Below are 21208 nucleotides of genomic sequence, written 5' to 3' on the forward strand. Positions count from 1 at the left end.
GCTGTGTCAGCGTCAGGTGACGCCCGACTTCTCCCGCCACAGCGCCGTGAGAGAGCTGTCACCCGTGGCGCGGGGGAACGGCAGCCGGTTCCACAGCGACAGATAGAGCCGCGCGGCAGGGCCCGAGACCTCGCAGTCCGCCTCGCCGGCGTCGTCGCGCTCGGTCACCGGGGGGTCGGCGGAGATCCGGACGGTCCACACCGCGTCCGTGTCGGTCGCCCGCACCCGCAGGACGCGTGGTTCTTCCGTACGCACCTTGCTCCTCGGCCGGGCGTGGAAGCCGCACAGCAGCTCGTCGATCCCGTCCACGGCGAAGTCCGTGCCGATCGTCTCGGGCTTCCCGCCCCGTGCCGACTCCGCGTCGACCCGGTGCACCGCCGTCTCGTGCGCCTGCCGTCGGGCCCAGAAGGCCAGTGGTGACAGCGCCGGAAGAAAGCTCCAGCACGCCACATCGGGCGGGGCGGTAGCGAGCGTCTCGACCAGCGCGCGGTGTCCCGCGCGGAACCATGCCAGCAGCTCGCCGCCGTCGAGATCCGGCAGACCACCGTCGGGATGGTACGAGGTGTGGCCCTCGGCGACGAACGTGGCGGCCCAGCGGTGCACCATCCCCGTGTGCCGCAGCAGATCACGCACTTCCCAGCCGGGGCAGGTCGGCACCTTGGCGTCCGGCCCGGCCTCTTCCGCGGCGACGGCCAGCAACCGGCCCTCCGCCTCCAGCGTGTGAATGTGCTCGGAGGTGTCCATGCGGTGAGTGTGCCCGATGGAGTGCGGTCGAAGAGGGCTTAGGAAGAGGGTCGCGTCACCGTCGTCCGCCGCTTGCACGAAGCGTTCCACCCTCTCCACGCCTCAGCGGCGGCGGAACAGGCAGATCAGCGCCGTCCGTTCGCCGGTGAGCGCCTTGCCCTCCACGCCGGCCATGCGGTCGAGTATCCAGCCCTGCGCCTCGATGGCCTCGATCTGCTCGCCGACGCCCGCCATGAGGCCGGTGTGGCGGTGGCTGGAGCTCGCCTCGATGATCTTGAAGACCAGGATCTGTCGGCCGGCACTGTACGCCTCGGTGGCGACTCTGGTCGCCTCGTTCGCCTTGGCGTTGTTGATGAAACCCATTGCTTCCCCCGATGTCTGAAAGGACGTGAGATCTGAGCGCGGCTCAGCTTCTCACAGGGGCAGGCGGTCCCGGCGAGGTGGTGGTTCCGTGACGTTCAGGCTGCTCACCGCGTGGCCGCGTGCCGGGTCGCGTACCCGATGAGTGCCGCCACCGCGGCCAGTGCCGCCACGCTTGTCAGGGCTGCCGGGAGCGATAACCAGTCCGCTATGAAGCCGATCGCGTGCGGTCCCAGCAGCATGTGTCCCCCGCGGCCGGCATCGGTACACCGGCCACCAGACCGGTGGTGGTCTCTCCGAGGTGCAGGTCGTTGCTACGGCCGAACCAGGTATGGAACGCGACAACTCGCTACCGGAGTCTTCGCAGACACCCCCGAGGTGTCGACGGACCGCTGGCCCGGATGCGTACAAGGGTGTTCGCGGGCGCTCAAGGCGTTCGGACGTGTACGGCGGCGCCCGGCCCGCCCCGGTGCCGCCGCGGGCTCACACCGCCAGGACCCTCACCCCCGCCTCCTCGAACCCCGCCACCGTCTCAGGATCCACGCCCGTGTCGGTGACCAGCGTGTCCACGCGGTCCGTGGCGCAGATGCGGGCGAAGGCCCGTCGTCCCAGCTTGCTGGAGTCAGCGGCCACCACCACGCGCTCCGCACGCTCGCACAGCAGCCGGTTGATCGCGGCCTCCTCCTCGTCGTGCGCCGCCGCGCCATGGATCGCGTCGAAGGCGACGACACCGAGGACGGCGGTGTCGAGGGTGATCTGGTCAAGTACGCCGTCCGCGAGGGGGCCGACGAGCTCGTAGGACTGCGGGCGTGCGACACCGCCGGTCACCACGATCTTGAACTGCGGCCGTACCGCCAGCTCGTTGGCGATGTTGAGGGCGTTCGTCACCACCGTCAACGCCGGGGAGCCCGTGGCCAGATCGGGTCGCACGGCGAGTGCGCGCGCCACCTCCGTAGTGGTGGTGCCGCCGGTCAGGCCGACCGCCTCGCCGGGTGAGACGAGATCCGCCACGGCCTTGGCGATGCGTTCCTTCTCGGAGGCGCGCCGCGCGGTCTTGTAGCGCAGGGGCAGCTCGTACGACACACCGTGCACGACGGCACCGCCCCGCGTCCGTACGAGCATCTGCTGGTCGGCGAGTTGATCGAAGTCCCGGCGGATCGTCGCGGCCGACACGTCCAGCTCGGCAGCCGCCTCCTCGACGTCCAGCCGGCCGCGCTCGACGAGCAGTTCCAGCAGCGTCTTCCAGCGGGCGTCGCGGGACATCCGCACTCTCCGTTCCTCGATCTTCACGGGGACCCTAGCGCAATACGAATCCCCTCGGCATGCTTGATCCTGCTCGGAACAGCTCGATATCGTGCAGAAAAGAGCATCGCGCGTCGAGTCGTTGTGTGGAGGGGGCCGACATGAGCCATGTCGAGACCGAGTTGAACAGCCAGCCTGAGTGCTGGCAGCGCGCCGCCGGCCTGGCCGTCGGCCATCGCTCGGTGCTGCCGGCGGCGGGGGAGCGGGTCGCGATCGTCGGCTGCGGTACCTCGTGGTTCATGGCGCAGGCAGCGGCGGCGCTGCGTGAGCAGGCGGGCCAGGGCGAGACCGACGCCTTCGCCGCCTCCGAGTTCCCCGCCGGCCGCGCCCGCGCCTACGAAAGGGTTGTCGCCCTTACACGCTCAGGCACCACGACCGAGGTACTCGAACTGCTCCGGCGGCTGCGGGGATGCACCCGCACGACCGCGATCACCGCGGACCCCCGGACGCCCGTGATCCAGGCCGCCGACGACATCGTCGTACTCGACTTCGCCGACGAACAGTCCGTCGTGCAGACCCGGTTCGCCACCACCGCGCTCACGCTGCTCCGAGCCCACCTCGGCCTGCACACCGAAGCCGTGGTCGACGACGCGCGCACCGCGCTCGCGGAACCCCTGCCCGAAGGGCTCGTCGACTGCGCGCAGTTCACCTTCCTCGGGCGTGGCTGGACGGTCGGGCTCGCCCTGGAAGCCGGGCTCAAAATGCGCGAGGCATCACTGGCGTGGACCGAGGCCTACCCCGCCATGGAGTACCGGCACGGCCCGATCGCCATCACCACCAAGGGCACCGCGACATGGATGCTCGGCGAGGCTCCTGAAGGACTGGAGGAGCAGGTGCGCGCCACGGGCGGGATGTGGGTGGCGGGCGCCCTCGACCCGCTCGCCGAGCTGGTGCGCGCCCAGAGGCTCGCCGTCGCGGTCGCGGCCACCCGCGGCCTCGACCCCGACCGGCCGCGCCACCTCACCCGCTCCGTGATCCTCACCGGTTCCTGACCGACCCGCCCCCGACCACGAGCAGAGAGGGAGGATGAGCCGTGCCGCTCGCCACAACCGGTGCACTGGTCGCGGAGGCGTCCGCCGCGCACACCGCCGTCGCCGCGTTCAACATCATCACGCTCGAACACGTCGAGGCCGTCATCGCGGGCGCCGAAGCCGTACAGGCGCCCGTCGTCCTGCAGATCAGCGAGAACGCCGTGACGTTCCGCCAAGGGCAGGTGCTTCCACTGGCCCGTGCCGCGACGGCCGCTGCCGAGCGGTCGCCGGTTCCCGTGGCGCTGCATCTCGACCACGTCCAGAGCGACGACCTGCTGCGGCAGGCCCCCGGCGCCGGGTTCAGCTCCGTGATGTACGACGCGGCGCGCCTGCCGTACGAGGAGAACCTCGCCGCGACCCGCGCCGCCGCCGACTGGGGTCATGCTCACGGGCTCTGGGTGGAAGCCGAGTTGGGTGAGGTGGGCGGGAAGGACGGCAGGGCGCCGCTCGACGCCCACGCACCCGGAGCCCGTACCGACCCGATCGAGGCCCGGGCATTCGTGGCCGACTCCGGTGTCGACGCGCTCGCCGTCGCCATCGGCAGCTCCCACGCCATGACCACCCGCACCGCAATCCTCGACCACGACCTGCTGAAGCGCCTCGCCGAGTCCGCGGGTGTGCCGCTCGTCCTGCACGGATCCTCCGGGGTGCGGGCGGAAGAACTGTCGGCGGCTGTCACCGGCGGCATCGCCAAGGTCAACGTGGGCACCGCGCTGAATCTCGCCATGACGACGGCCATCCGGGAGTATCTGGCCGCCCACCCCGACGTGGTGGATTCGCGGAAGTATCTGAGCGTGGCACGTGAGGCCATGGTGGGCAGCGTGACGCAATTGATCACCGTGGTCCGCGGCGGCCGGCCGGGACAGTGGGGGGAGGACAACCGGGACCGGTCGCGGTGACATGATTGCCGGTGATGAGCGGTGAGTTGTTTGCCCGGCCCCGCTCCGAGGTGACCCCGGGTGCAGTGCACGTCCCGGACTGGCTGCCTCCGGAGCGCCAGCGCGAGCTGCTCGAGGCCTGCCGCGAGTGGGCGCGCCCGCCCGCCGGGTTGCGGACCGTGCGCACGCCGGGCGGCGGCACGATGAGCGCCCGGCAGGTGTGTCTGGGCTGGCACTGGTACCCGTACGGCTATGCCCGCACGGTGACGGACGGGGACGGGGCGCCCGTGAAGCCGTTCCCGCAGTGGCTCGGGGACCTCGCCCGCCAGGGAGTGATGGACGCCCTCGGTGTCGCCGAGTGCTCCTCGCCGTACGACATAGCGCTGATCAATTTCTACGACGAGGGCGCGCGGATGGGGATGCACCGGGACAGCGACGAGGACGCCGACGATCCGGTGGTGTCCCTGAGCCTCGGCGATTCCTGTGTCTTCCGGTTCGGCAACGTCGAATCGCGAGGGCGGCCGTACGTGGACGTCGAGCTGCGCAGCGGGGACCTGTTCGTCTTCGGCGGGCCCGCACGGCTCGCGTACCACGGGGTGCCGCGTGTCGAGCCCGGCAGCGGGCCGCCGGAACTCGGGCTGCGCGGGCGGCTGAACATCACCCTGCGGGTGAGCGGACGGCGGATGCCGGTGGCGTGACGGGTCCGATGCCTCACTGTCCGCTGATCATGGGAGACTCGCCCTCATGAACGGCGATGAGGCCCATCGAGTGGCGGGAGAAACGTCCACGCGCAACCGGCTCGAGCGAGGGCGCGGCGCGCTCGGTCCCGCGTTGGAACTCGTCCACACCGGCCGTGCCCCGACCCGTGCCGTGCTCACCTCCGAACTGGGCGTCACGCGTGCGACAGCCGGCGCCGTCGCCGCGGAACTCGAAGCCCTCGGCCTGATCCGCGTCGACGTCCGCCCCACCGCGGCCGCCGGATCGCAGGGAAGGCCCTCGCACCGCCTGGAGATCGCCGAGGAGGGCCCCGTCGCGCTCGCCGCGCAGGTCCACGCCGATGGATTCCGGGCAGCGCTCGTCGGCCTCGGCGGCCGCATCGTCGCCACCGCCCCCGGCTGCGAGATCATCGACCCGGACCCGGCGAAGGTCCTCGGCTCCGTCGTCGAAGCGGGCGCCCAGCTGCTGCGCGAGACGGGACGACGCTGTGTGGGCTCCGGGCTCGCCGTGCCGTCCGCCGTCGCCGAACCCGATGGCACCGCGCTCAATCCACTGCACCTCGCCTGGCCCGCGGGCTCCCCCGTGCGGGAGATCTTCGCCGGGAAGGTCGGCGAAGCGGGCATCCCCGGGCCCGTGTTCGCCGGCAACGACGTCAACCTCGCCGCGCTCGCCGAGCACCGGCACGGAGCGGGCCGCGGCGCCCGCGACCTGCTGTGCGTGGCCACCGGCCACCGCGGTGTCGGCGGCGCGCTCGTCCTTGACGGGCGCCTGCACACCGGGAGTTCGGGCCTCGCCCTGGAGGTCGGCCACCTCACCGTCAACCCGGAAGGCCGCCCCTGCCACTGCGGAAGCCGCGGCTGCCTCGACGTCGAGGCCGACCCGCTCGCGTTCCTCAACGCGGCGGGCCGCACCCCCGGCCCCGAGGTGTCGCTGCTGCAGCAGTCGCTCGATCTGATCCGCACCCAGTACGCCGACCCGACGGTTCGTATGGCCACGGAGGCGCTGATCGACCGGCTCGGCCTGGGACTCGCGGGCCTGGTCAACATCCTCAACCCGGACCGCATCATCCTCGGCGGCCTGCACCGCGCCCTGCTCGACGCGGACCCCGAGCGGCTGCGCGCCGTCGTGGCGGATCGCAGCCTGTGGGGCCGCAGCGGCGGCGTGCCGATCCTGGCGTGCACGCTGGACCACAACAGCCTTGTCGGAGCGGCCGAGCTGGCGTGGCAGCCGGTGCTCGACGATCCGCTCGCCGCGCTGGGACATGGCTGAGGCCCGGCCGCCTCCGCCCCGCTGAGGAGCAGATCTCTCGGCCCTCGCCCACCACTGCCGTGCTCACCACTGCCGCCCCCGCGGCAGCCGGTCCCGCTCGGGCGCCGAGAGATGAAGCACCTGGAACACATCACCGGGCGCCTTCGGCGTGTCGTGATCCCAGAGTGAGAAGTGCACCAGTTCCCAGTGCCGCGGGTCCACGGCCGCAGCCGCGCACACCGCGCCGTCCAGCCGGGCCACCCGCTCGGTTTCCCGTACGGCCTCCTCGATCAGTTCGGACAGCGGTTCCGTGTCCGGCATGTGCTGCCGCCGGCGTACGGCGACCCGCGCGGCGGACTCGGCGGCCGCTCCGGGCTCGTACGCGAGACCGGTCCAGTGCTGCACCACGGGTCGGCCGAAGTCGTTGACGAGGCCTTGGAATCCAGGTCCCCAGAGGAAGGAGTTCATGCCTTCGAGGGTGTTCCAGAGGTAGAACGGCCCGTACTGGTTGACCGGCGAGCCGTCGACCCCGCGCTCGCGCATCAAGAACGCCTTCAGGCCCAGGCCGGGGTAGTCGTCCATGAGCGGGCCCTTGCCCGTCGCGCGGGTGCGGATGATGTCCATGTCGTAATCCGCCGGCAGGGTGAGCTCGTACTGCATGGCGTGCATCGTGTTCCTCCAAGGACTACGTGGCGGGGGAGCCGGCCGTGAGCAGGGACAACAACCCTTGGACACCGGCATCGAAGGCGGCGGGCGAGCCGGACGCCCGTGCCAGTACGTATCCGCCCTGGACTGTCGCGAGGATCGTCGCGGCGATCGCCTCCGCGTCGAGTGAGGGCGCGAAATCGCCCTGCTTCTTGCCCTCTTCGACGATCGCGGCCAGCCGCTCGCGCAGCCAGTCCAGTGTCTCGTCGACCGGCGTGCGCAGCTCATCGCTGGCCATCACGTCGGGGTCCATGGTCAGCCGCCCGATGGGGCAGCCACGCAGAACGTCACGCTCACGCCGCAGATACGCCTGGATGCGCTCGCAGGCCGAACCGGGAGCACTCAGTACGCCCTCGGTGGTGGCGCGCATCTCCTCGGCGGTGCGCCGGATCGCCGCGAGGGCCAGATCCGGCTTGCCCGTGAAGTGGTGGTACATGCTGCCCTGCCCGGCACCCGCGTGCTGCTGGATGGCCTTCGGACTGGTCCCCACATAGCCGCGCTCCCACAGCAGCTCACGAGTGGACTCGATCAGTCGCTCCGGGGTGCTCATACGGGCACTGTACATACTAGTAGGTACAGTCGTCCATGTTGGGGGCGCCAGGGGGAGTAGCCCGCAGTCGTCGCCGTTCTGCGACGCACCGTGCGGCGCGGACGCCGCGGCCCGTGGCGGCCCACGGACGGACGCGGCCCATGGCGGCCCACGGACGCATGCGGCCCGTGGGATACCTCCGACGACAACTCGCCCATCGCCATGCTGGGCCGCCGCTTCCCCTCCGGCGAGATCGACGAGGACGAGTACTGGCGCCGGCTGTCGGTCCTGGACGAGCAGTCCGGACGCAGCGGCGGCGGCAAGGGCGGTGCGGTGTCGCGCGGTGTGACGAGCACCGTGACCGCCGCCACCCGGACAGCCGCCCGGGTTGCGCCCGCGCGCCGGGCGGCACGGCTGGATGTGCTGCGGGCCATCGCCACGGAGTGAGGGCGCCTCGGAGTGAGGGCGCCTCGGAGTGACGGCGCCTGGAGTGATGGCGCCACCGGCTGGCAGAGCGACGCACCGTGAGCCCGCGTTCAGTGCACGCGCCTCTTGGGCCGACAGCCCTGAGCTCCGGTCACCGCCCGGTCAGCCGACAACGGCCGACCGGGCGGGAGCATGTCCGGGTACGTGCTCCTCGTCAGGCACCGTCTCCAGGTCCGCCAGCAGCGGACCTGTCGTGGTGGCGCCGTACACGGGAGATGCGGGCAGCAGTACCGACGGGGCGGACGGGTTCGGAGCGGGAAGCGTGAACCACACGACCTTTCCGTGCTCGCCGTGCGGGCGAGCGCCCCAGCTCTCGCTCACCGCGGCGACCATGGCGAGGCCGCGGCCGCTGGTGGCGAAGGACTCCGCGTCATGGATCTGCGGGAGTCTCGGATCGTGGTCATGGACGGAGACGGTGAGGCGGTCGAGCAGCAGCTCGAGTTCTACGGTGCACACCTTGTCCGGCTGTGCGTGCCGGTGGACGTTGGTCAGCAGCTCGGTCACACCGAGCGCCGCCCGATCGATCAGGGCGTCCAGATGCCAGTAGCGCAACTGCGCCGAGACGATTCTGCGGACCTGGCCGATCCGCGACGGCAGGGCCTGGAGCTCCACCGTGCAGTGCCTGCTTGGCTGACTGATCACGGCTGCGACTCCCCGAATTGAGGTCCGGAAGAAGACGAAGTACGGATCCAGCAAGGCGGCTGCGGATCACGGTCGCCTGCTGCGTGACCGGCGAACTGATTCGCAGCGTAGTCGCCGGTAAACCCTGAGTAAACGTTGAGACTGAGACCAGAGTGACTCAGGGGGTGCCTGCGTGCAACTCGCGTCGTGCCTGGCCGCTTCGGCGACTACGCCCGGCCGCCTCCGGCCCTGCGTACCGCCTCGATGAACCGGCGTGCGGAGGGTGGCCCGCCCTTGCCGGGCGCCGGGTCTCCCTCGGCGAGCGTCAGGTGGTAGCGCGTGCCGTTGACGTCGGCCAGTGCCCGGTCGTCGTCGCCCAGCCAGGGCTTGCCGGCGCGCACGGCCTGTACCGGTGCGCTGTCGATCTCGCTCCCGTAGCTGGTGAGCAACTCCAGCCTGCCGTCGGTGATCCGGATCTGACCTGCCCGCGTGAGCGAGCGCAGCCCCTTGCCGATCCGCACGCCCGTGGCCGTGAACTCGGGCTCCGCCATGCTCCCCGCCCCCTCGTGTGCTCGGCCGTGTCCACCCGTGCTGCCGTGCAGTGTCCACCCGTGCTCCCGTGCAGTCTGCACGCGCCCGGCGTCGAGCACCAGTGCTCTCGCCCAGCAGGAGTCCTCCATCGGAAGCATTCCGCGGATGCGCCCCGGCTGCCCACGGGGGCTGTGCGTAGGCGCGTCCACGCAGCCGTCCGGCATCCCGCCCCAGGCCTTCCTTGGGGGCACTCAAAGGCGCGTTTATGCAGGTGAGAAGCGTGCGGAAGGTGCCTATGATCGAAACGTGCAGCCGGCGCGAACGGGGGTCGGCGCGATGCGAAGGAGCCCCGCGGTGAGCACCATCCAGCAGCACATCACCCAGCAGGCACAGACCGGTAGCCCACGCCCCACGCTCGACGTGGACCGCAGCGACGCGGAGTACCGCACCTGGCTCAAAGAGGCCGTACGCAAGGTGCAGGCCGACGCCAACCGGTCCGCGGACACGCACCTGTTGCGCTTCCCGGTGCCCGAACAGTGGGGCATCGACCTGTATCTGAAGGACGAGTCGACCCATCCGACGGGAAGCCTCAAGCACCGCCTCGCCCGCTCGCTGTTCCTGTACGGTCTGTGCAACGGCTGGATCCGGCCGGACCGCCCGGTCATCGAGGCGTCCAGCGGGTCGACCGCGGTCTCCGAGGCCTACTTCGCAAAGCTGATCGGCGTCCCCTTCATCGCGGTGATGCCGCGCACGACGAGCGCCGAGAAGTGCCGTCTGATCGAGTTCCACGGCGGTCGGTGCCACTTCGTCGACGACCCCCGGACGATGTACGAGGAGTCGGCCGCCCTCGCGGTGGAGACAGGCGGCCACTACATGGACCAGTTCACCTACGCGGAGCGGGCCACGGACTGGCGCGGCAACAACAACATCGCCGAATCGATCTACCGTCAGCTGCGGTTGGAGCGGTATCCGGAGCCGGCATGGATCGTCGCCACGGCCGGCACCGGCGGCACCTCCGCGACTCTCGCGCGCTACGTCCACTACATGCAGTACGACACCCGCATCTGCGTCGCTGATCCGGAGAACTCATGCTTCTTCGAGGGCTGGACGACCGGCGAACCGGACGTCACGTGCGACTCCGGTTCCCGGATAGAGGGCATCGGCAGGCCCCGTATGGAGCCCAGCTTCGTACCCGGTGCCATCGACCGGATGATGAAGGTGCCGGACGCGGCCAGCGTCGCCGCCGTCCGGGCGCTGGAGCGTGCCATCGGCCGCAAGGCGGGCGGCTCCACGGGCACCGGCCTGTGGGGGGCGCTGAAGATCGTCGCTGAGATGGTGGCGGAGGGCCGCACGGGCAGCGTCGTCACACTGCTGTGCGACCCTGGCGACCGCTACCTCGACAAGTACTACTCCGACGCGTGGCTGACCGGGCAGGGACTGGACATCACGCCGTACGTGACGGCGATCGATTCGCTGCTCGAGACGGGGGTCTGGCCGGGCTGAGGCAGGAACGTGGTCTGGCCGGGCTGAGGCAGCAGGCTTCCGCCGCGACCGGCGGCGGACGGACGTGGCCAGGCTGGCGGCTCGGCTGGCGGCTGGCGGCGAGGCTGTTCGGCCGTCTCGGACTCAGGTGGTCGCAGACGCCAGCCGCTGGTCGAGCGCCGTGACCGCGTCACGGAAGGCGCGCCCGAGGCCCGGCCGCCCCACCCGCAGAGCGAACCGGAAGAGCGTGTTGCCGGCCGCGGCGAACGTCCACTGCACGCGCGTACCGGTCCCGGCCGGAGTCAGCCGCCACTCCTCTAGCAGGGCGCGGACGCCCGGCGCATTCGTCTCGTCGACGCGGTAGGCGTACACCTCCGGCGCCTTCGCTGCGAGAACCGTTTCCTGGAAGCGCGTACCGCCCTTGAGCCGGACCTCTCGTCCCGCGCCGTCCTCGGTCGGGCGGATGTCTGTGACCGCCGTGAACCACTCGGGCCAGCCCGCGACGTCCTCGGCGAGCGCGCGGTACACCACGTCCGGCGGCGCGGAGATCTCATGAGCGAAGATCAGGCGCAGCGGAGCGGACTCGGTGAACTCGAGTCCCACGGCGGTGAGGCGTCGTGCCATGAAACGCACCCCCAAGCGGAGACGGAACCCCGGCGGAAGCCGATCGACCCGTCGCAAACGGGCGATCGGCAGGGCTGGCCACCATAGCTGGCGGAACGTCAGATGTCTGCAGTGATTCCCAGAGGTCCGCGGTTCTCAGAGGTATGCGGTTCTCAGCGTTCCGCAGTTCGCAGCGTTATTCCGCAGTTCTTAGAGGTCCGCGGCGAGGTCCGTCTCGCCCGCCACCACGAGCCGGTGCAGATGCTCGGAGATCTCCGCGCGTGCCTCGGTCGGGAGCCCTGCGTCCGTGACGAGCGTGTCCACCTGCTCGAGCGCAGCGAACGAACTCAGTCCCACAGTGCCCCACTTGGTGTGGTCCGCGACCACAATCACGCGGCGCGCGGAGTGCACGAGCCGCCGGTTCGTCTCCGCCTCCGCAAGATTCGGCGTCGACAGACCTGCTTCGACCGATATGCCGTGCACGCCAAGGAACAGCAGGTCGAAGTGGAGCGCGGCGATCGCCTGGTCGGCGACCGGGCCCACCAGTGAGTCGGACGGCGTACGCACGCCCCCGGTGAGGACCACGGTCGCCGCGCCCTGGCTCTGGCCGGAACTGCGCTGCGCCGAGTGGAAGACGTCGGCCACCCGCACCGAGTTCGTGACCACCGTCAGATCCGGCACGTCCAGCAGGTGCTGGGCCAGCGCATACGTCGTCGTACCGCCTGACAGCGCGATCGCCGAGCCCGGCGTGACGAGGGCCGCGGCCGTCCGCGCGATGTCCTCCTTGGCGGTCAGCTCCAGGCCCGACTTCGCCTCGAAGCCGGGCTCGTGCGTGCTCGCCTCGACGACCGGGACCGCGCCGCCGTGGACCTTCTCGATCACACCCTGACGGGCCAGGGTGTCGAGGTCACGGCGGACCGTCATATCCGAAACGCCCAGTTTGCGGGTGAGTTCATTGACGCGTACACCGCCGCGTCGGCGTACCTCGTCGAGGATCAGGGCGCGGCGCTGCTCCGCGAGGAGGTTCTGGTTCTCACTCACGCCCGCTCCGGTCCTTCCGCCTCGTCGATTCCTCAGGACGCCCCATCCTTGCACGAGCCACCGACAACCGTGCCACTGCCTGCGTTAATGCCATACGCCAAGGTCACCGGATGGGGGAGATTCCGTGACGAGGCGTGCGCGCGGGTTCCCGAACCGAGATCCTGTGTCTGCACATGACATAACCCTGCACATGACATAAACCCTGCACCGGGCACACGTCTGCCCGGAGATACGCGCAGTACGGGGGAAGCGGAACAGTGGACCATGCCACAGAGCGTCCCGCGGCGGAGGAGACCGCCGTCGGGCAAGGCGTCACGTCGGACGGGCGCACCGTCGAGGAAGATCCCACCACTCCGGGCGAGACCGCCCTGGAGTTGCTGGTGCACGGAGTCGGGGGCACGACCCCCGAGGAGATGCTGGGCGATCCGCGCACCGTACGCATGTCCGGCGACGACACGGCGGCGGTCTTCCGGCGCACCGATGACGCGGACGCCGAGCAGCGGCCGGAGGACTACCGCGGCAAGCCGGTCCCCGAGGCGTACGTCTGGTGCAACCTCACCTCCGGCAACGGTTCGCGAGCCCTGTGGCTTCTGCTGCTGCCGTTCATGGTCGTCAATCTGGCGCACTGGATGCGCCCCACCGCCCGCCGCAACCAGCAGAGAACCGTGCGCCTGTACGGCCTGCTCGTGCGCCTGGCCGGCCTGACCCTGACCGTGCTGCTGGTGGCCGCCGCCTGCGAGGTCGCCCTCGACCTGACGGCGTGGCAGTGCGCGGGCACGCGCGCGTGCGCCGAGGACCGCTCATGGCTCGGCTTCCTGTCGCCCGAGGTGTCCGACAACGGCTGGTGGAGCCAGCCCGGGCGGCGCCTCGCCCTCGCGGCCGTGGCACCCGTGGCGCTCACCGGACTCCTCTGGTACCTCTCCCACCGCACCTGGAGCGCGTACGAGTCCCAGCAGCCCCTGCCGCACCAGTCGGACCCGGACGAGGACACCGGCCGTACCGCCCTCGGACGGCCGGGCTTCTGGTACGGGCGTCGCCTGGTGGCCCGGCTGCGCGCTGCGCACACCGCGGCGGGCCTGCTCACCGTGGCGGCGGCCGTCGGCACGTCCGCCGCGCGCTTCGACCGGCAGGCCGGCGGCCCCGCACTGCTGGATGTACTGGGGCGTGTCCTGGACGCAACCCTCGCTGTAGGAGCGGCAGTTGTGGTGTGGGTGGTGTGCCGCAGGGGGCGTAGTGAAAGCCGGATCGACGAGCGCCTCGACAGGACCCTGATCCGCTGGCTGCCCGCAGGCGCAGTCGTCCTGCTGGCCCTCACGGTGGTGTACGCCGGGTGGTCGCGCCCCGACTGGCGGTCCGCGGGCCGTCTGCCCGGCGACGCGACCTTCGGCGGCATCACACTGGTCCAGGGCCTCCTCGTCATCGCCCTGGCCGTGGTGGCCACCCTGCTCTTCCGCACCGCACCCGACGCACGCACCGCCATGCGCGGACTGGGCGGCCCTGCGGTGGCCATGCTGGCCTGCGCCCTGGGCGGAGTCATGACCGGCGGAGTGGCCCAGCGTGTCGGCGACTGGCTGGACGGCGCCGGAACCCCCGGCGCCGGAGGCACCATCGACGGCCCGCCCGTGCTGCTCACCTGGCAGGCCTCCGTGATCCCGCCGCTCCTGGCCGTACTCGCCGTGCTGTGCGGCTGGCTGGCCGTGCTCACCTGGCGCCGCGCACGCCGCGACATCCCCACGGTGATGCGCGACTACCCGGGCGAGCCGGAGGACAGCGCACGCACCCGGCGTATCGCCGGCACGCGCGCTGGTGCCGCCCTCACCGACCGCGTGCCCGTGGTCGTCGGCATCACCTCCGCCGTCACCCTGCTCCTCGGCGCAGGCGCGCTCGCCGGGGCCTGGACGGCCGGCAAGGTACCCGGCGAGGCGGCGAAAGGCAGCGGCGCCTTTCTCACGGGAGCCGCAGAGACCGCACAGGCACTCGGCTCCTGGCTGATCAGCCTCGGCTTCATCCTGTTCGTCACCTGGGGCCGCCGTGCCTACCGCGACGCGTCGGCCCGCCGCACCATCGGCATCCTGTGGGACGTCGGTACGTTCTGGCCGCGCGCCGCACACCCGTTCGCACCGCCGTGCTACGCCGAGCGCGCCGTTCCGGACCTGACCTGGCGCATGGCCACCTGGACGCGCACCACCGGCGGCAGGCTCGTCATCTCGGGCCACTCGCAGGGCAGCGTCCTTGCGGCCGCAGCCTCCTGGCAGCTCACGCCTGCAGTGCGCAAGCGGGTCGCCCTCCTGACGTACGGCTCACCGCTGGAGCGGCTCTACGGACGGTGGTTCCCGGCCTACTTCGGCCCGGCCGCGCTAGCCGGCCTGCACCGCGAGGTGGACTGCTGGCGCAATCTGTACCGGGACACCGATCCCATCGGCGGTCCCGTCCGGCTGCACAGCGCAGGCGGCCCTCAGGTCGACCGCGCAGCCCTGAAGGACCCGCTCGCCTACGGCCGCACCGAGCAGCATCCGCTTCCGGCGCCGATCCTGGGACACTCCGACTACCAGGCCGACCCCGCCTTCGCGGAGGAACGCACCCGGCTGCTCGCCCGGCTCAGGCCGGGCGTCCCCGCCCAGCGACCGGACACCGCACCTCCGGAGGATGCCGACGGCGGTCACGAGACCGCAGCCGGGCACGGCGGTGCCGGTGGCCGGGACGGTGCCGACAGCGGTCAGGGCACCACCACCCGGTGACCCTCACGGCAGGTCGGGCAAGTCCTCCGGATAGAGCAGGGTGAGGTCGTCCGTGCTCGGCTCCTCGAGCTGGGCGACCCGCCCCGCGTGCCGCTCCACCATCGCCTCGAAGGTCTGCCGCGCGGTACGGCCGTTGCCGAACGCGGGCCCTTTAGGGATCGCCGTGAAGTACTTCAGCAGCGCCTCGGACGCACCCGGAGCAAGCTGGTACTCGTGCTCCTCGGCTTGCTGCTCCACGATCCGCAGCAGCTCCTCGGGAACGTAGTCACTGAAGGTGATCGTCCGTGAGAAGCGGGAGGCGACGCCCGGGTTGACGGAGAGGAAGCGCTCCATCTCCGCCGTGTAGCCCGCGACGATCACCACCACCGCGTCGCGATGGTCCTCCATCAGCTTCACGAGCGTGTCGATGGCCTCGCGGCCGAAATCGCGGCCCGAGTCCTCCGGGGAGAGCGCGTACGCCTCGTCGATGAACAGCACGCCGCCGCGGGCCCGTTCGAAAGCCTCCTGCGTGCGGATGGCCGTGGACCCGATGTGCTCCCCGACCAGGTCGACGCGCGACACCTCCACGAGGTGCCCCTTCTCCAGCACACCGAGCGACGCCAGGATCTCGCCGTAGAGCCGGGCGACCGTCGTCTTGCCGGTGCCGGGCGACCCCGTGAAGACCAGATGGCGTCTGACCGATGCCGCCTTCAGCCCAGCCTGTTGCCGGCGCCTGCCCACCTCGATCATGTCCGTGAGGGCGCGCACCTCGCGCTTGACGCTCTCCAGGCCGACCAGCGCGTCCAGTTCACCCAGCACGGCCTTCGACTCCCGCGCGACGGGCTGCTCGGGGGCGGCCGGCTGCTGTTCGGTGGTGCGCTGGCCCGGGATCGGGGAGAGAAGCCCGGACGTCGGCTGCGTCGCCGTCTGTACGGCCGTCTCCCGCGTAGCCCGGCGGAGGCTGCCGCTCTCATCGCTCGTGCAGTCCTCGACCATCGGTCCGCCCGTGCCCCCCGAACCCTGGGAGGCGCCGCCGTCCGCGAACTCGTAACCACCGCGCGAGCAGCGCTCCGTACGGCACTTCCGCAGCGTCGTACGGCATCCGTCGATGACGTGGAAGCCGTACCCGCCGCTGTCGCTCACCTGGCAGCCGTGGAAGGTCCCGCGGCCCCCGGCGGAGACGTAGAAGCCGGCCTCCGCAGGGGATGTGACGGTGCACCGCTCGATGGTCGGGTCGGCGCCCTTGGTGACGATCACGCCGGTCTGCGTGGTGTCGAGCGTGCAACCCGAAAGGGTGCCGCCGCTCCCGTGGTCACGGAACCACGCGCCCGTCGCCGCCTCGCGGATACGGCAGTCGTCGAGCTGCGCGCTCGCCCCGTCGCTCACCGACACCGCCGTGTTGCGCACCTGCGACAGGTCGCTGTCGACGACGTCCACGCGCGAACCGCGGTCGAGGACGAACAGCGCGTCCGGCACGTCGTGCACCCGGCACGAGTCGAGGACGGCGGTCGCGCCGTCGCTGACCCAGACGGCCGGGTAGTCGCCCGTACTGTCATGGATCTCGCACTGGTTGGCGTCCACCCGCGTGCCCGGGTCCCATACGGACAGGCCGTTGCGGCCGAACCGGCGCACGCTGGAACGCGTCAGCGTCAGCACGGAGCGGGAGCGCAGATCGATCGCGTTCTCGGGGATCTCATGGATCCGGCAGTCGGCGAGCGTGAGGACGGCATCGGTGTCGAGCGTGATGCCGTCGGCGGTCGTACGGTGCACATCGCACTCGGTGAGACTGGCCGTGGCACGCCCCGTGACCTGTACGCCCGAGCCCTTGATCTCGTACACCTCGCAGCCGACCGCATCGAACCCCGTGTCCTCGCCCGTCGCCGAGAGGCCCGAGCCCGAGGCGTGGTGCACCCGGCACCGCTCCAGACGCGGATAGGCGCCTCCCCGCACCGCGATGCCCGACTGGCCCGCCGAGACGACCTCGCACTCCTCGAAGACGCCACCACCACCGTCCATCACAGCGATGCCGATGCCCGCCGGATTGTCGACCGTACAGCGGCGCACGGCCGGCCGCGCGCCCCCTCGCACCTCAATTCCACTGGCCGACCGTGTCACGACGCGCACATCCGCGAGCTCGGGGGCACCGTCCTCGATGAGCAGGGCGGGCGCTGCGGAGTCCTGGCCCTCCACATGGAGGTGCTGCACTACCGCGGAGGCGCGCACCGTCAACGGCACCCCGTCGACGGGCGCGATGCGCACCGAGCCGGGGGAACCCTCGGGGCCGCGCAGTGTCACGGCGCGCTGGACGACGAGGTTCTCCCGGTAGGTGCCGGGAGCCACGGTCAGGACGTCGCCGTCCCCGGCGGCCTCCAGGGCGGCGGCGAGTGATGCGTACTCGCCTGTGCGGCGCCGCCACCGCGACGTGCCGGTGTGCGTCACCTGGACCGTGCCCTGTGCCATGGGTCTGCTCTGCCCCCACCTCGTGGTACGCGGGTTCTTGCGAAGGGTGCCGAAGTGTTCGGCCGGTCCACCGTAGCGTGCGCGGGGAGGGCGAGTTGACCCAAGAGCCGTGCTCTCAGCTGCCGGTGCCCGTCCTGCCCCAGTCCGGCCCGGTCTTCTCCCACGCCTGGTCCCAGCGCGCGTACCGCCGCAGCACCATGCGCCATACGATCAGGCGCCTGGCGCCCTCGACGAGCGCGGCGGCTGCCGCGGCCGCGCCGAATCCGGCCAGCGCGGCGTGTGTCGTGGCGGTGGCGGTGTCGAGGGGACGGCCCACGACCTCGCCGTGGGCATCGGTCCACAGCGGGAACCGGTCGCCCGCGTGCGGCTCCTTGAGCTCGGCTATGACGGTGCCGCGGTGCCTGGTCCCGTCCGGTGCCGTCCAGCGGGCGAGCACCCGGCTTTGGACGTCGCGGTCGGGCGACGTCTCCGGGTCGGGGTCGAGCCGTGGCTGAGCGATCTCCTTCACCACGGTCGCGGATATCCGGTGGCGCTCTCGCTGCTGCTCCTCGACCGACTGCAGCAACGCGTGGTGGGAGAGGTCTCCGGTGACGACTCCGACGACCGGCACGGCGACGGCGATCAGCAGCGCGGCCACGAGCGCCAGCCATGCCTCGACGAGGTCGGTCCTGCGGCGCAGCGGATTGTGCCGCCAACGCCAGAAGCCTGCGAGTGCTCGCACAGTCCTGCACCCCCTTCCCCGTCCGTGATAACCCTGAACGGCACGCCCCACGCGCGCATGCAGCGAAAGAGAGAGCGAGATCACCCCTCCCTCTCAGCGATTTCCCACACAGTGCCAACGACTGGGCCCGGCGGGCGTGTTCCCGTGACGGAGCCGGTTATCCGAGGATCTCGACCGCGTCGCCGACGCGGATCGTGCCGTCGGACTCGGGCACCAGGTTCTGCCCGAACACCAGTTGGTCGCCGAAGCGGCGGTGGCGGGCGAGGGTGCGCAGCGGTTCCTTGCCCCGCTCGGCGGTGGCCTGGTCCGTGGTGGTCACGACACAGCGCCCGCACATCTTGGCCACTCGGAAGGTCACGTCACCGATGGCTATGCGCGACCAATCGTCCTCGGCCCAGGGAGCTGTGCCCCGCACCACGACGTTCGGTCGGAAGCGGTTCATGGGCAGGGGGCCCTCGTCGGCATGATCGCCCTGCGCGATGAGGGAGTTGAGGGCGTCGAGCGACGAGAGTGTGGTGAGCAGCAGGGGATAGCCGTCAGCGAAGCTGACAGTCTCGCCGGGCTGCGCGTATTCCGGGTCGATGGGGCGGCGCCTGGCGGGGTCGTCGAGATGGACGAGGCGCACGTCCGCGTCCAGGTAGTCGCTGAACCATGCGTGTGCCGCCGAGTCGGCAGGCACTGCGTCGACCTTGTCCCGCCAGATCTCCACCAGGATCGTCCGGGCCGCCTCCGGCACGGGCACGGTGAGCGGCTCGCGTCCGGGCGCGGACAGCCGTATGCCGCCGCCGGGCAGTAGCTCGGCAGCGGCCAGCGCCATGCATGGGTGCGGGCGCTGCGTGACGACCTTGCCCGCCTCGTCGACCAGCATCCACCGCCGGTCGCCGCGAAGGCCCCATGGCTCCACGAGCGTCTCACGCGGCGCGTGTCCCCGAGCCGCCTTCAGCGGATGGACGTGGATCGAGTCGAGCACCCCATTCACCATGAGGCCATCTTGCCAGCCGGCACTGACAACCCCAGGTGCTTTTGGATCAGTAGCCGCGCTGCTGGCGGTTGTACGGATCCTCGTACGGCGCGGGGGCCGGGCGGGGCTGCGCCGGTCGCATCGCCTCATAGCCCGCGCTCTGCACGGGGCGCTGGGCCTGCGGACCCGGGTAGCCGCGCGGACCCGTCGGCTGCTGGGGAATGTACGGCGAAGGGGCCTGCTGCAGCGGTGCGGGCTGCTGGGCCGCGTAGCCGTACTGGGGAGCGGGCTGCGGCGACGGGGCCGAGGGCAGGGCGGGCAGCGCTGCCGGCAGCGCGGGCAGATGGCTGCCCGTGTCGTACGCGGAGGGAACACGGATCGGCGCGATCTGCGGTGTGCCCCGCTCTGCGACGAGCGAGTCGTAAATGGGAGTGTCCGGGAAGGACGGCGCGGAGTAGTAACCGCCGCCATAGGTGGAGCGGGGGGAGGTCATGGCACATAAGTTAAGCCCACGATGTGCTGGTTGGGGAGACCGATAAGAGGGTTGTTTTCCGTGTCGGCAGGGGCTGCGGATCCCCAATGCGAGCGAACTCGGCAAAAACGGTCGTCTTTGAGCGTCGGGATCGTGTAAAGGCCGAGTTCCCGACGGGTTACCGGCGGTTGACCGGGGAGCTTCGTGCGAGTTCATGGGGGGCTTCGGACTCGTAGGAATAGGTTGGCCGTCAACGCAAAGACGGCTCGGCCGGCCTCGGCGACGCGTGTTGGGAGCGGACATGTCAATGGCTAAGGGTTCGAATCTTCAGGTGCCGGCATCGGCTGTTCGGATCGAATTAGGCTGGCGTTCCGGCCCCGGTGTGCCCGACGCGGATGCCTCCGCACTCCTGCTCGTCGCCGGAAAGGTGCGATCCGACGGGGACTTCGTCTTCTACAACCAGCCGGTGCACGCCTCGAGCGCGGTACGGCACGAGGGCAAGCGGAACGCCGGCGGAGGGGTGACCGACACGCTCCTCGTGGACCTCGCGCGCGTGGAACCCGCCATCGAGACCGGGCCGCATCGGCGGACGGCGGTACGTTCGGACAGGTCGCCGGGCTGTACATCCGGGTGCTCGACGCCGCGTCCGGCACCGAGATCGCCCGCTTCGACAGCACGGACGCCACCGTGGAGACGGCCTTCGTCCTTGGTGAGCTCTACCGCCGTCAGGGAGCCTGGAAGTTCCGTGCGATCGGCCAGGGGTACAGCAGTGGACTCGAAGGCCTGGCAACGGACTTCGGTATCACCGTCGACGAACCGCAGCAGACGAAGGCGCCCGCAGCGCCGGCTCCTGCGACGCCACCCGCCACCGCTCCCGCGCCTCCTCTTTCCCCGCCGGTCACCGTTCCGCCTCCCGTGACGGATGCGCTGCCCGTATCGCCCGCTCCTCCCTCGCCCGTGCGGCTCACCAAGGTGACGCTCACCAAGGAGGCACCGTCCGTCTCGCTGACCAAGCAGGGCAGCACCTCGGGGGCCATGCGCGTGAACCTCAACTGGCAGGTGCGCAAACAATTCAAGGGGTGGGGCAGCAAACGCAGCCGCGCCGTCGCCATGCACGCCGACCTCGATCTGGACCTCTGCGCGCTGTACGAACTCGCAGACGGCCGCAAGGGCGTCGTCCAGGCCCTCGGCGACGCCTTCGGAGCGCTCCACCAACCTCCGTACATACATCTCGACGGTGACGACCGGACGGGAGCAGTCGAGAGCGGCGAGAACCTCACCATCAATCTCGACCACAAGGACAGCCTTCGGCGCGTGCTCATCTTCGTGGCCATCTACGAAGGTGCGCGCTCCTTCGCCGATCTGCACGCCACGGTCACCCTGCAGCCGCAGCACGGCGCGCCGGTCGAGTTCTCTCTGGACGAATGCACGGTGCCGTCGACGGTGTGCGCGCTCGCGCTGATCACCAACACCGGGGGCGACCTCGTCGTGCAGCGCGAAGCCCGCTACCTCGTCCCTGAGCGCGGGGTGAGCCCGCAGCGCACCATCGACCGCGCGTACGGCTGGGGCATGAACTGGACGCCCGGCCGGAAGTGACGG

19 protein-coding genes and 3 pseudogenes are annotated in these 21208 nt (G+C 70.9%); 8 read left to right on the forward strand and 14 right to left on the reverse strand.

The genetic code is table 11. The features are described 5' to 3' along the window. Positions 1–12: 12 nt before the first annotated feature. The 4 genes and pseudogenes from H1D24_RS08950 to H1D24_RS08965 all read right to left on the reverse strand — a co-directional run bounded on the left by H1D24_RS08950 (position 13) and on the right by H1D24_RS08965 (position 2367). Positions 13–744 (reverse strand): maleylpyruvate isomerase family mycothiol-dependent enzyme, encoded by a 732-nt coding sequence (locus tag H1D24_RS08950; RefSeq protein WP_181656877.1) that lies wholly within the window; start codon positions 742–744, stop codon positions 13–15. Positions 745–846: 102 nt separating this feature from the next. Beyond that, positions 847–1107 (reverse strand): hypothetical protein, encoded by a 261-nt coding sequence (locus H1D24_RS08955; protein WP_181656878.1) that lies wholly within the window; start codon positions 1105–1107, stop codon positions 847–849. 104 nt (positions 1108–1211) lie between these two features. Continuing rightward, positions 1212–1352 (reverse strand): annotated as a pseudogene (locus tag H1D24_RS08960) (MFS transporter); the annotation flags it as partial. Between the two features lie 235 nt (positions 1353–1587). Further along, complete coding sequence (locus H1D24_RS08965; protein ID WP_181656879.1) at positions 1588–2367, reverse strand: DeoR/GlpR family DNA-binding transcription regulator; 780 nt, start codon at positions 2365–2367, stop codon at positions 1588–1590. Positions 2368–2507: 140 nt separating this feature from the next. Here H1D24_RS08965 and H1D24_RS08970 point away from each other — a divergent pair, with 140 nt between their 5' ends. The 4 genes from H1D24_RS08970 to H1D24_RS08985 are packed head-to-tail and all read left to right on the forward strand — an operon-like array spanning position 2508 to position 6301. Next, entirely contained in the window at positions 2508–3398 is an 891-nt protein-coding gene (locus H1D24_RS08970) for an SIS domain-containing protein (protein WP_181656880.1), read from the forward strand. A 41-nt stretch (positions 3399–3439) separates the two neighbouring features. Next, on the forward strand, positions 3440–4336 hold the full coding sequence (locus H1D24_RS08975) for a class II fructose-bisphosphate aldolase (RefSeq protein WP_181656881.1): 897 nt from the start codon (positions 3440–3442) through the stop codon (positions 4334–4336). Between the two features lie 14 nt (positions 4337–4350). After that, the gene (locus H1D24_RS08980) at positions 4351–5013 is read left to right on the forward strand and encodes an alpha-ketoglutarate-dependent dioxygenase AlkB family protein (protein ID WP_181656882.1); all 663 of its coding nucleotides are present in this window, start codon (positions 4351–4353) and stop codon (positions 5011–5013) included. Positions 5014–5059: 46 nt separating this feature from the next. Beyond that, positions 5060–6301, forward strand: a complete 1242-nt coding sequence (locus H1D24_RS08985) for an ROK family protein (RefSeq protein WP_181656883.1) — start codon at positions 5060–5062, stop codon at positions 6299–6301. 63 nt (positions 6302–6364) lie between these two features. Here H1D24_RS08985 and H1D24_RS08990 read toward each other — a convergent pair whose 3' ends face one another. Both H1D24_RS08990 and H1D24_RS08995 read right to left on the reverse strand, forming a co-directional pair. After that, the gene (locus tag H1D24_RS08990; RefSeq protein ID WP_181656884.1) at positions 6365–6949 is read right to left on the reverse strand and encodes a DUF4865 family protein; all 585 of its coding nucleotides are present in this window, start codon (positions 6947–6949) and stop codon (positions 6365–6367) included. Between the two features lie 16 nt (positions 6950–6965). Then, entirely contained in the window at positions 6966–7550 is a 585-nt protein-coding gene (locus tag H1D24_RS08995; protein WP_181656885.1) for a TetR/AcrR family transcriptional regulator, read from the reverse strand. A 63-nt stretch (positions 7551–7613) separates the two neighbouring features. Between H1D24_RS08995 and H1D24_RS09000 the strand changes: the two are divergent. Further along, a pseudogene (locus H1D24_RS09000) lies at positions 7614–7847 on the forward strand (SHOCT domain-containing protein); the annotation flags it as partial. Between the two features lie 255 nt (positions 7848–8102). On the opposite strand, the gene H1D24_RS09005 reads toward H1D24_RS09000, so the two are convergent. Further along, positions 8103–8642, reverse strand: a complete 540-nt coding sequence (locus tag H1D24_RS09005) for an ATP-binding protein (RefSeq protein WP_181656886.1) — start codon at positions 8640–8642, stop codon at positions 8103–8105. Positions 8643–8848: 206 nt separating this feature from the next. After that, positions 8849–9172, reverse strand: a complete 324-nt coding sequence (locus H1D24_RS09010; RefSeq protein WP_181656887.1) for a hypothetical protein — start codon at positions 9170–9172, stop codon at positions 8849–8851. A gap of 334 nt (positions 9173–9506) precedes the next feature. On the opposite strand from H1D24_RS09010, the gene cds1 reads away from it, so the two are divergent. Beyond that, positions 9507–10655, forward strand: a complete 1149-nt coding sequence (gene cds1 / locus H1D24_RS09015; protein WP_374064192.1) for an L-cysteine desulfhydrase Cds1 — start codon at positions 9507–9509, stop codon at positions 10653–10655. 123 nt (positions 10656–10778) lie between these two features. Here cds1 and H1D24_RS09020 read toward each other — a convergent pair whose 3' ends face one another. Together H1D24_RS09020 and H1D24_RS09025 are read right to left on the reverse strand one after the other, a co-directional pair. Further along, positions 10779–11258, reverse strand: coding sequence for an SRPBCC family protein (locus H1D24_RS09020; protein WP_181656888.1), 480 nt, complete (start codon positions 11256–11258; stop codon positions 10779–10781). A gap of 189 nt (positions 11259–11447) precedes the next feature. After that, complete coding sequence (locus tag H1D24_RS09025) at positions 11448–12278, reverse strand: DeoR/GlpR family DNA-binding transcription regulator (RefSeq protein WP_181656889.1); 831 nt, start codon at positions 12276–12278, stop codon at positions 11448–11450. A gap of 413 nt (positions 12279–12691) precedes the next feature. Between H1D24_RS09025 and H1D24_RS09030 the strand changes: the two genes are divergently transcribed. Further along, positions 12692–15016 (forward strand): hypothetical protein, encoded by a 2325-nt coding sequence (locus H1D24_RS09030; protein ID WP_258563969.1) that lies wholly within the window; start codon positions 12692–12694, stop codon positions 15014–15016. 3 nt (positions 15017–15019) lie between these two features. On the opposite strand, the gene H1D24_RS09035 is transcribed toward H1D24_RS09030, so the two are convergent. The 4 genes from H1D24_RS09035 to H1D24_RS09050 all read right to left on the reverse strand — a co-directional run bounded on the left by H1D24_RS09035 (position 15020) and on the right by H1D24_RS09050 (position 19630). Then, a complete protein-coding gene (locus H1D24_RS09035) occupies positions 15020–17455 on the reverse strand; it encodes a right-handed parallel beta-helix repeat-containing protein (RefSeq protein ID WP_181656890.1) in 2436 nt (811 codons plus the stop codon). A 115-nt stretch (positions 17456–17570) separates the two neighbouring features. Beyond that, complete coding sequence (locus tag H1D24_RS09040) at positions 17571–18176, reverse strand: Rv1733c family protein (RefSeq protein ID WP_181656891.1); 606 nt, start codon at positions 18174–18176, stop codon at positions 17571–17573. Positions 18177–18333: 157 nt separating this feature from the next. Beyond that, entirely contained in the window at positions 18334–19158 is an 825-nt protein-coding gene (locus H1D24_RS09045; RefSeq protein WP_181656892.1) for an MOSC domain-containing protein, read from the reverse strand. A gap of 46 nt (positions 19159–19204) precedes the next feature. Then, entirely contained in the window at positions 19205–19630 is a 426-nt protein-coding gene (locus tag H1D24_RS09050) for a DUF6643 family protein (RefSeq protein WP_181656893.1), read from the reverse strand. Between the two features lie 286 nt (positions 19631–19916). Between H1D24_RS09050 and H1D24_RS09055 the strand changes: the two are divergent. After that, positions 19917–21205: pseudogene (locus H1D24_RS09055) on the forward strand (TerD family protein). The last annotated feature ends 3 nt before the right edge of the window (positions 21206–21208 follow it).

It is taken from the genome of Streptomyces himalayensis subsp. himalayensis, from assembly GCF_013778455.1.
Lineage (GTDB): Bacteria > Actinomycetota > Actinomycetes > Streptomycetales > Streptomycetaceae > Streptomyces > Streptomyces himalayensis.

Excerpts from the sequence above, each read along its gene's own strand:
- H1D24_RS09010 (WP_181656887.1), bottom strand. The coding sequence starts at position 9,172 with ATGGCGGAGCCCGAGTTCACGGCCACGGGCGTGCGGATCGGCAAGGGG.
- H1D24_RS09030 (WP_258563969.1), top strand. The coding sequence starts at position 12,692 with ATGCTGGGCGATCCGCGCACCGTACGCATGTCCGGCGACGACACGGCG.
- H1D24_RS09050 (WP_181656893.1), bottom strand. The coding sequence starts at position 19,630 with ATGACCTCCCCCCGCTCCACCTATGGCGGCGGTTACTACTCCGCGCCG.
- H1D24_RS09045 (WP_181656892.1), bottom strand. The coding sequence starts at position 19,158 with ATGGTGAATGGGGTGCTCGACTCGATCCACGTCCATCCGCTGAAGGCG.
- H1D24_RS09035 (WP_181656890.1), bottom strand. The coding sequence starts at position 17,455 with ATGGCACAGGGCACGGTCCAGGTGACGCACACCGGCACGTCGCGGTGG.
- H1D24_RS08995 (WP_181656885.1), bottom strand. The coding sequence starts at position 7,550 with ATGTACAGTGCCCGTATGAGCACCCCGGAGCGACTGATCGAGTCCACT.
- H1D24_RS08950 (WP_181656877.1), bottom strand. The coding sequence starts at position 744 with ATGGACACCTCCGAGCACATTCACACGCTGGAGGCGGAGGGCCGGTTG.
- H1D24_RS08980 (WP_181656882.1), top strand. The coding sequence starts at position 4,351 with ATGAGCGGTGAGTTGTTTGCCCGGCCCCGCTCCGAGGTGACCCCGGGT.
- H1D24_RS08970 (WP_181656880.1), top strand. The coding sequence starts at position 2,508 with ATGAGCCATGTCGAGACCGAGTTGAACAGCCAGCCTGAGTGCTGGCAG.
- H1D24_RS08965 (WP_181656879.1), bottom strand. The coding sequence starts at position 2,367 with ATGTCCCGCGACGCCCGCTGGAAGACGCTGCTGGAACTGCTCGTCGAG.
- H1D24_RS09020 (WP_181656888.1), bottom strand. The coding sequence starts at position 11,258 with ATGGCACGACGCCTCACCGCCGTGGGACTCGAGTTCACCGAGTCCGCT.
- H1D24_RS08990 (WP_181656884.1), bottom strand. The coding sequence starts at position 6,949 with ATGCACGCCATGCAGTACGAGCTCACCCTGCCGGCGGATTACGACATG.
- H1D24_RS08985 (WP_181656883.1), top strand. The coding sequence starts at position 5,060 with ATGAACGGCGATGAGGCCCATCGAGTGGCGGGAGAAACGTCCACGCGC.
- H1D24_RS08955 (WP_181656878.1), bottom strand. The coding sequence starts at position 1,107 with ATGGGTTTCATCAACAACGCCAAGGCGAACGAGGCGACCAGAGTCGCC.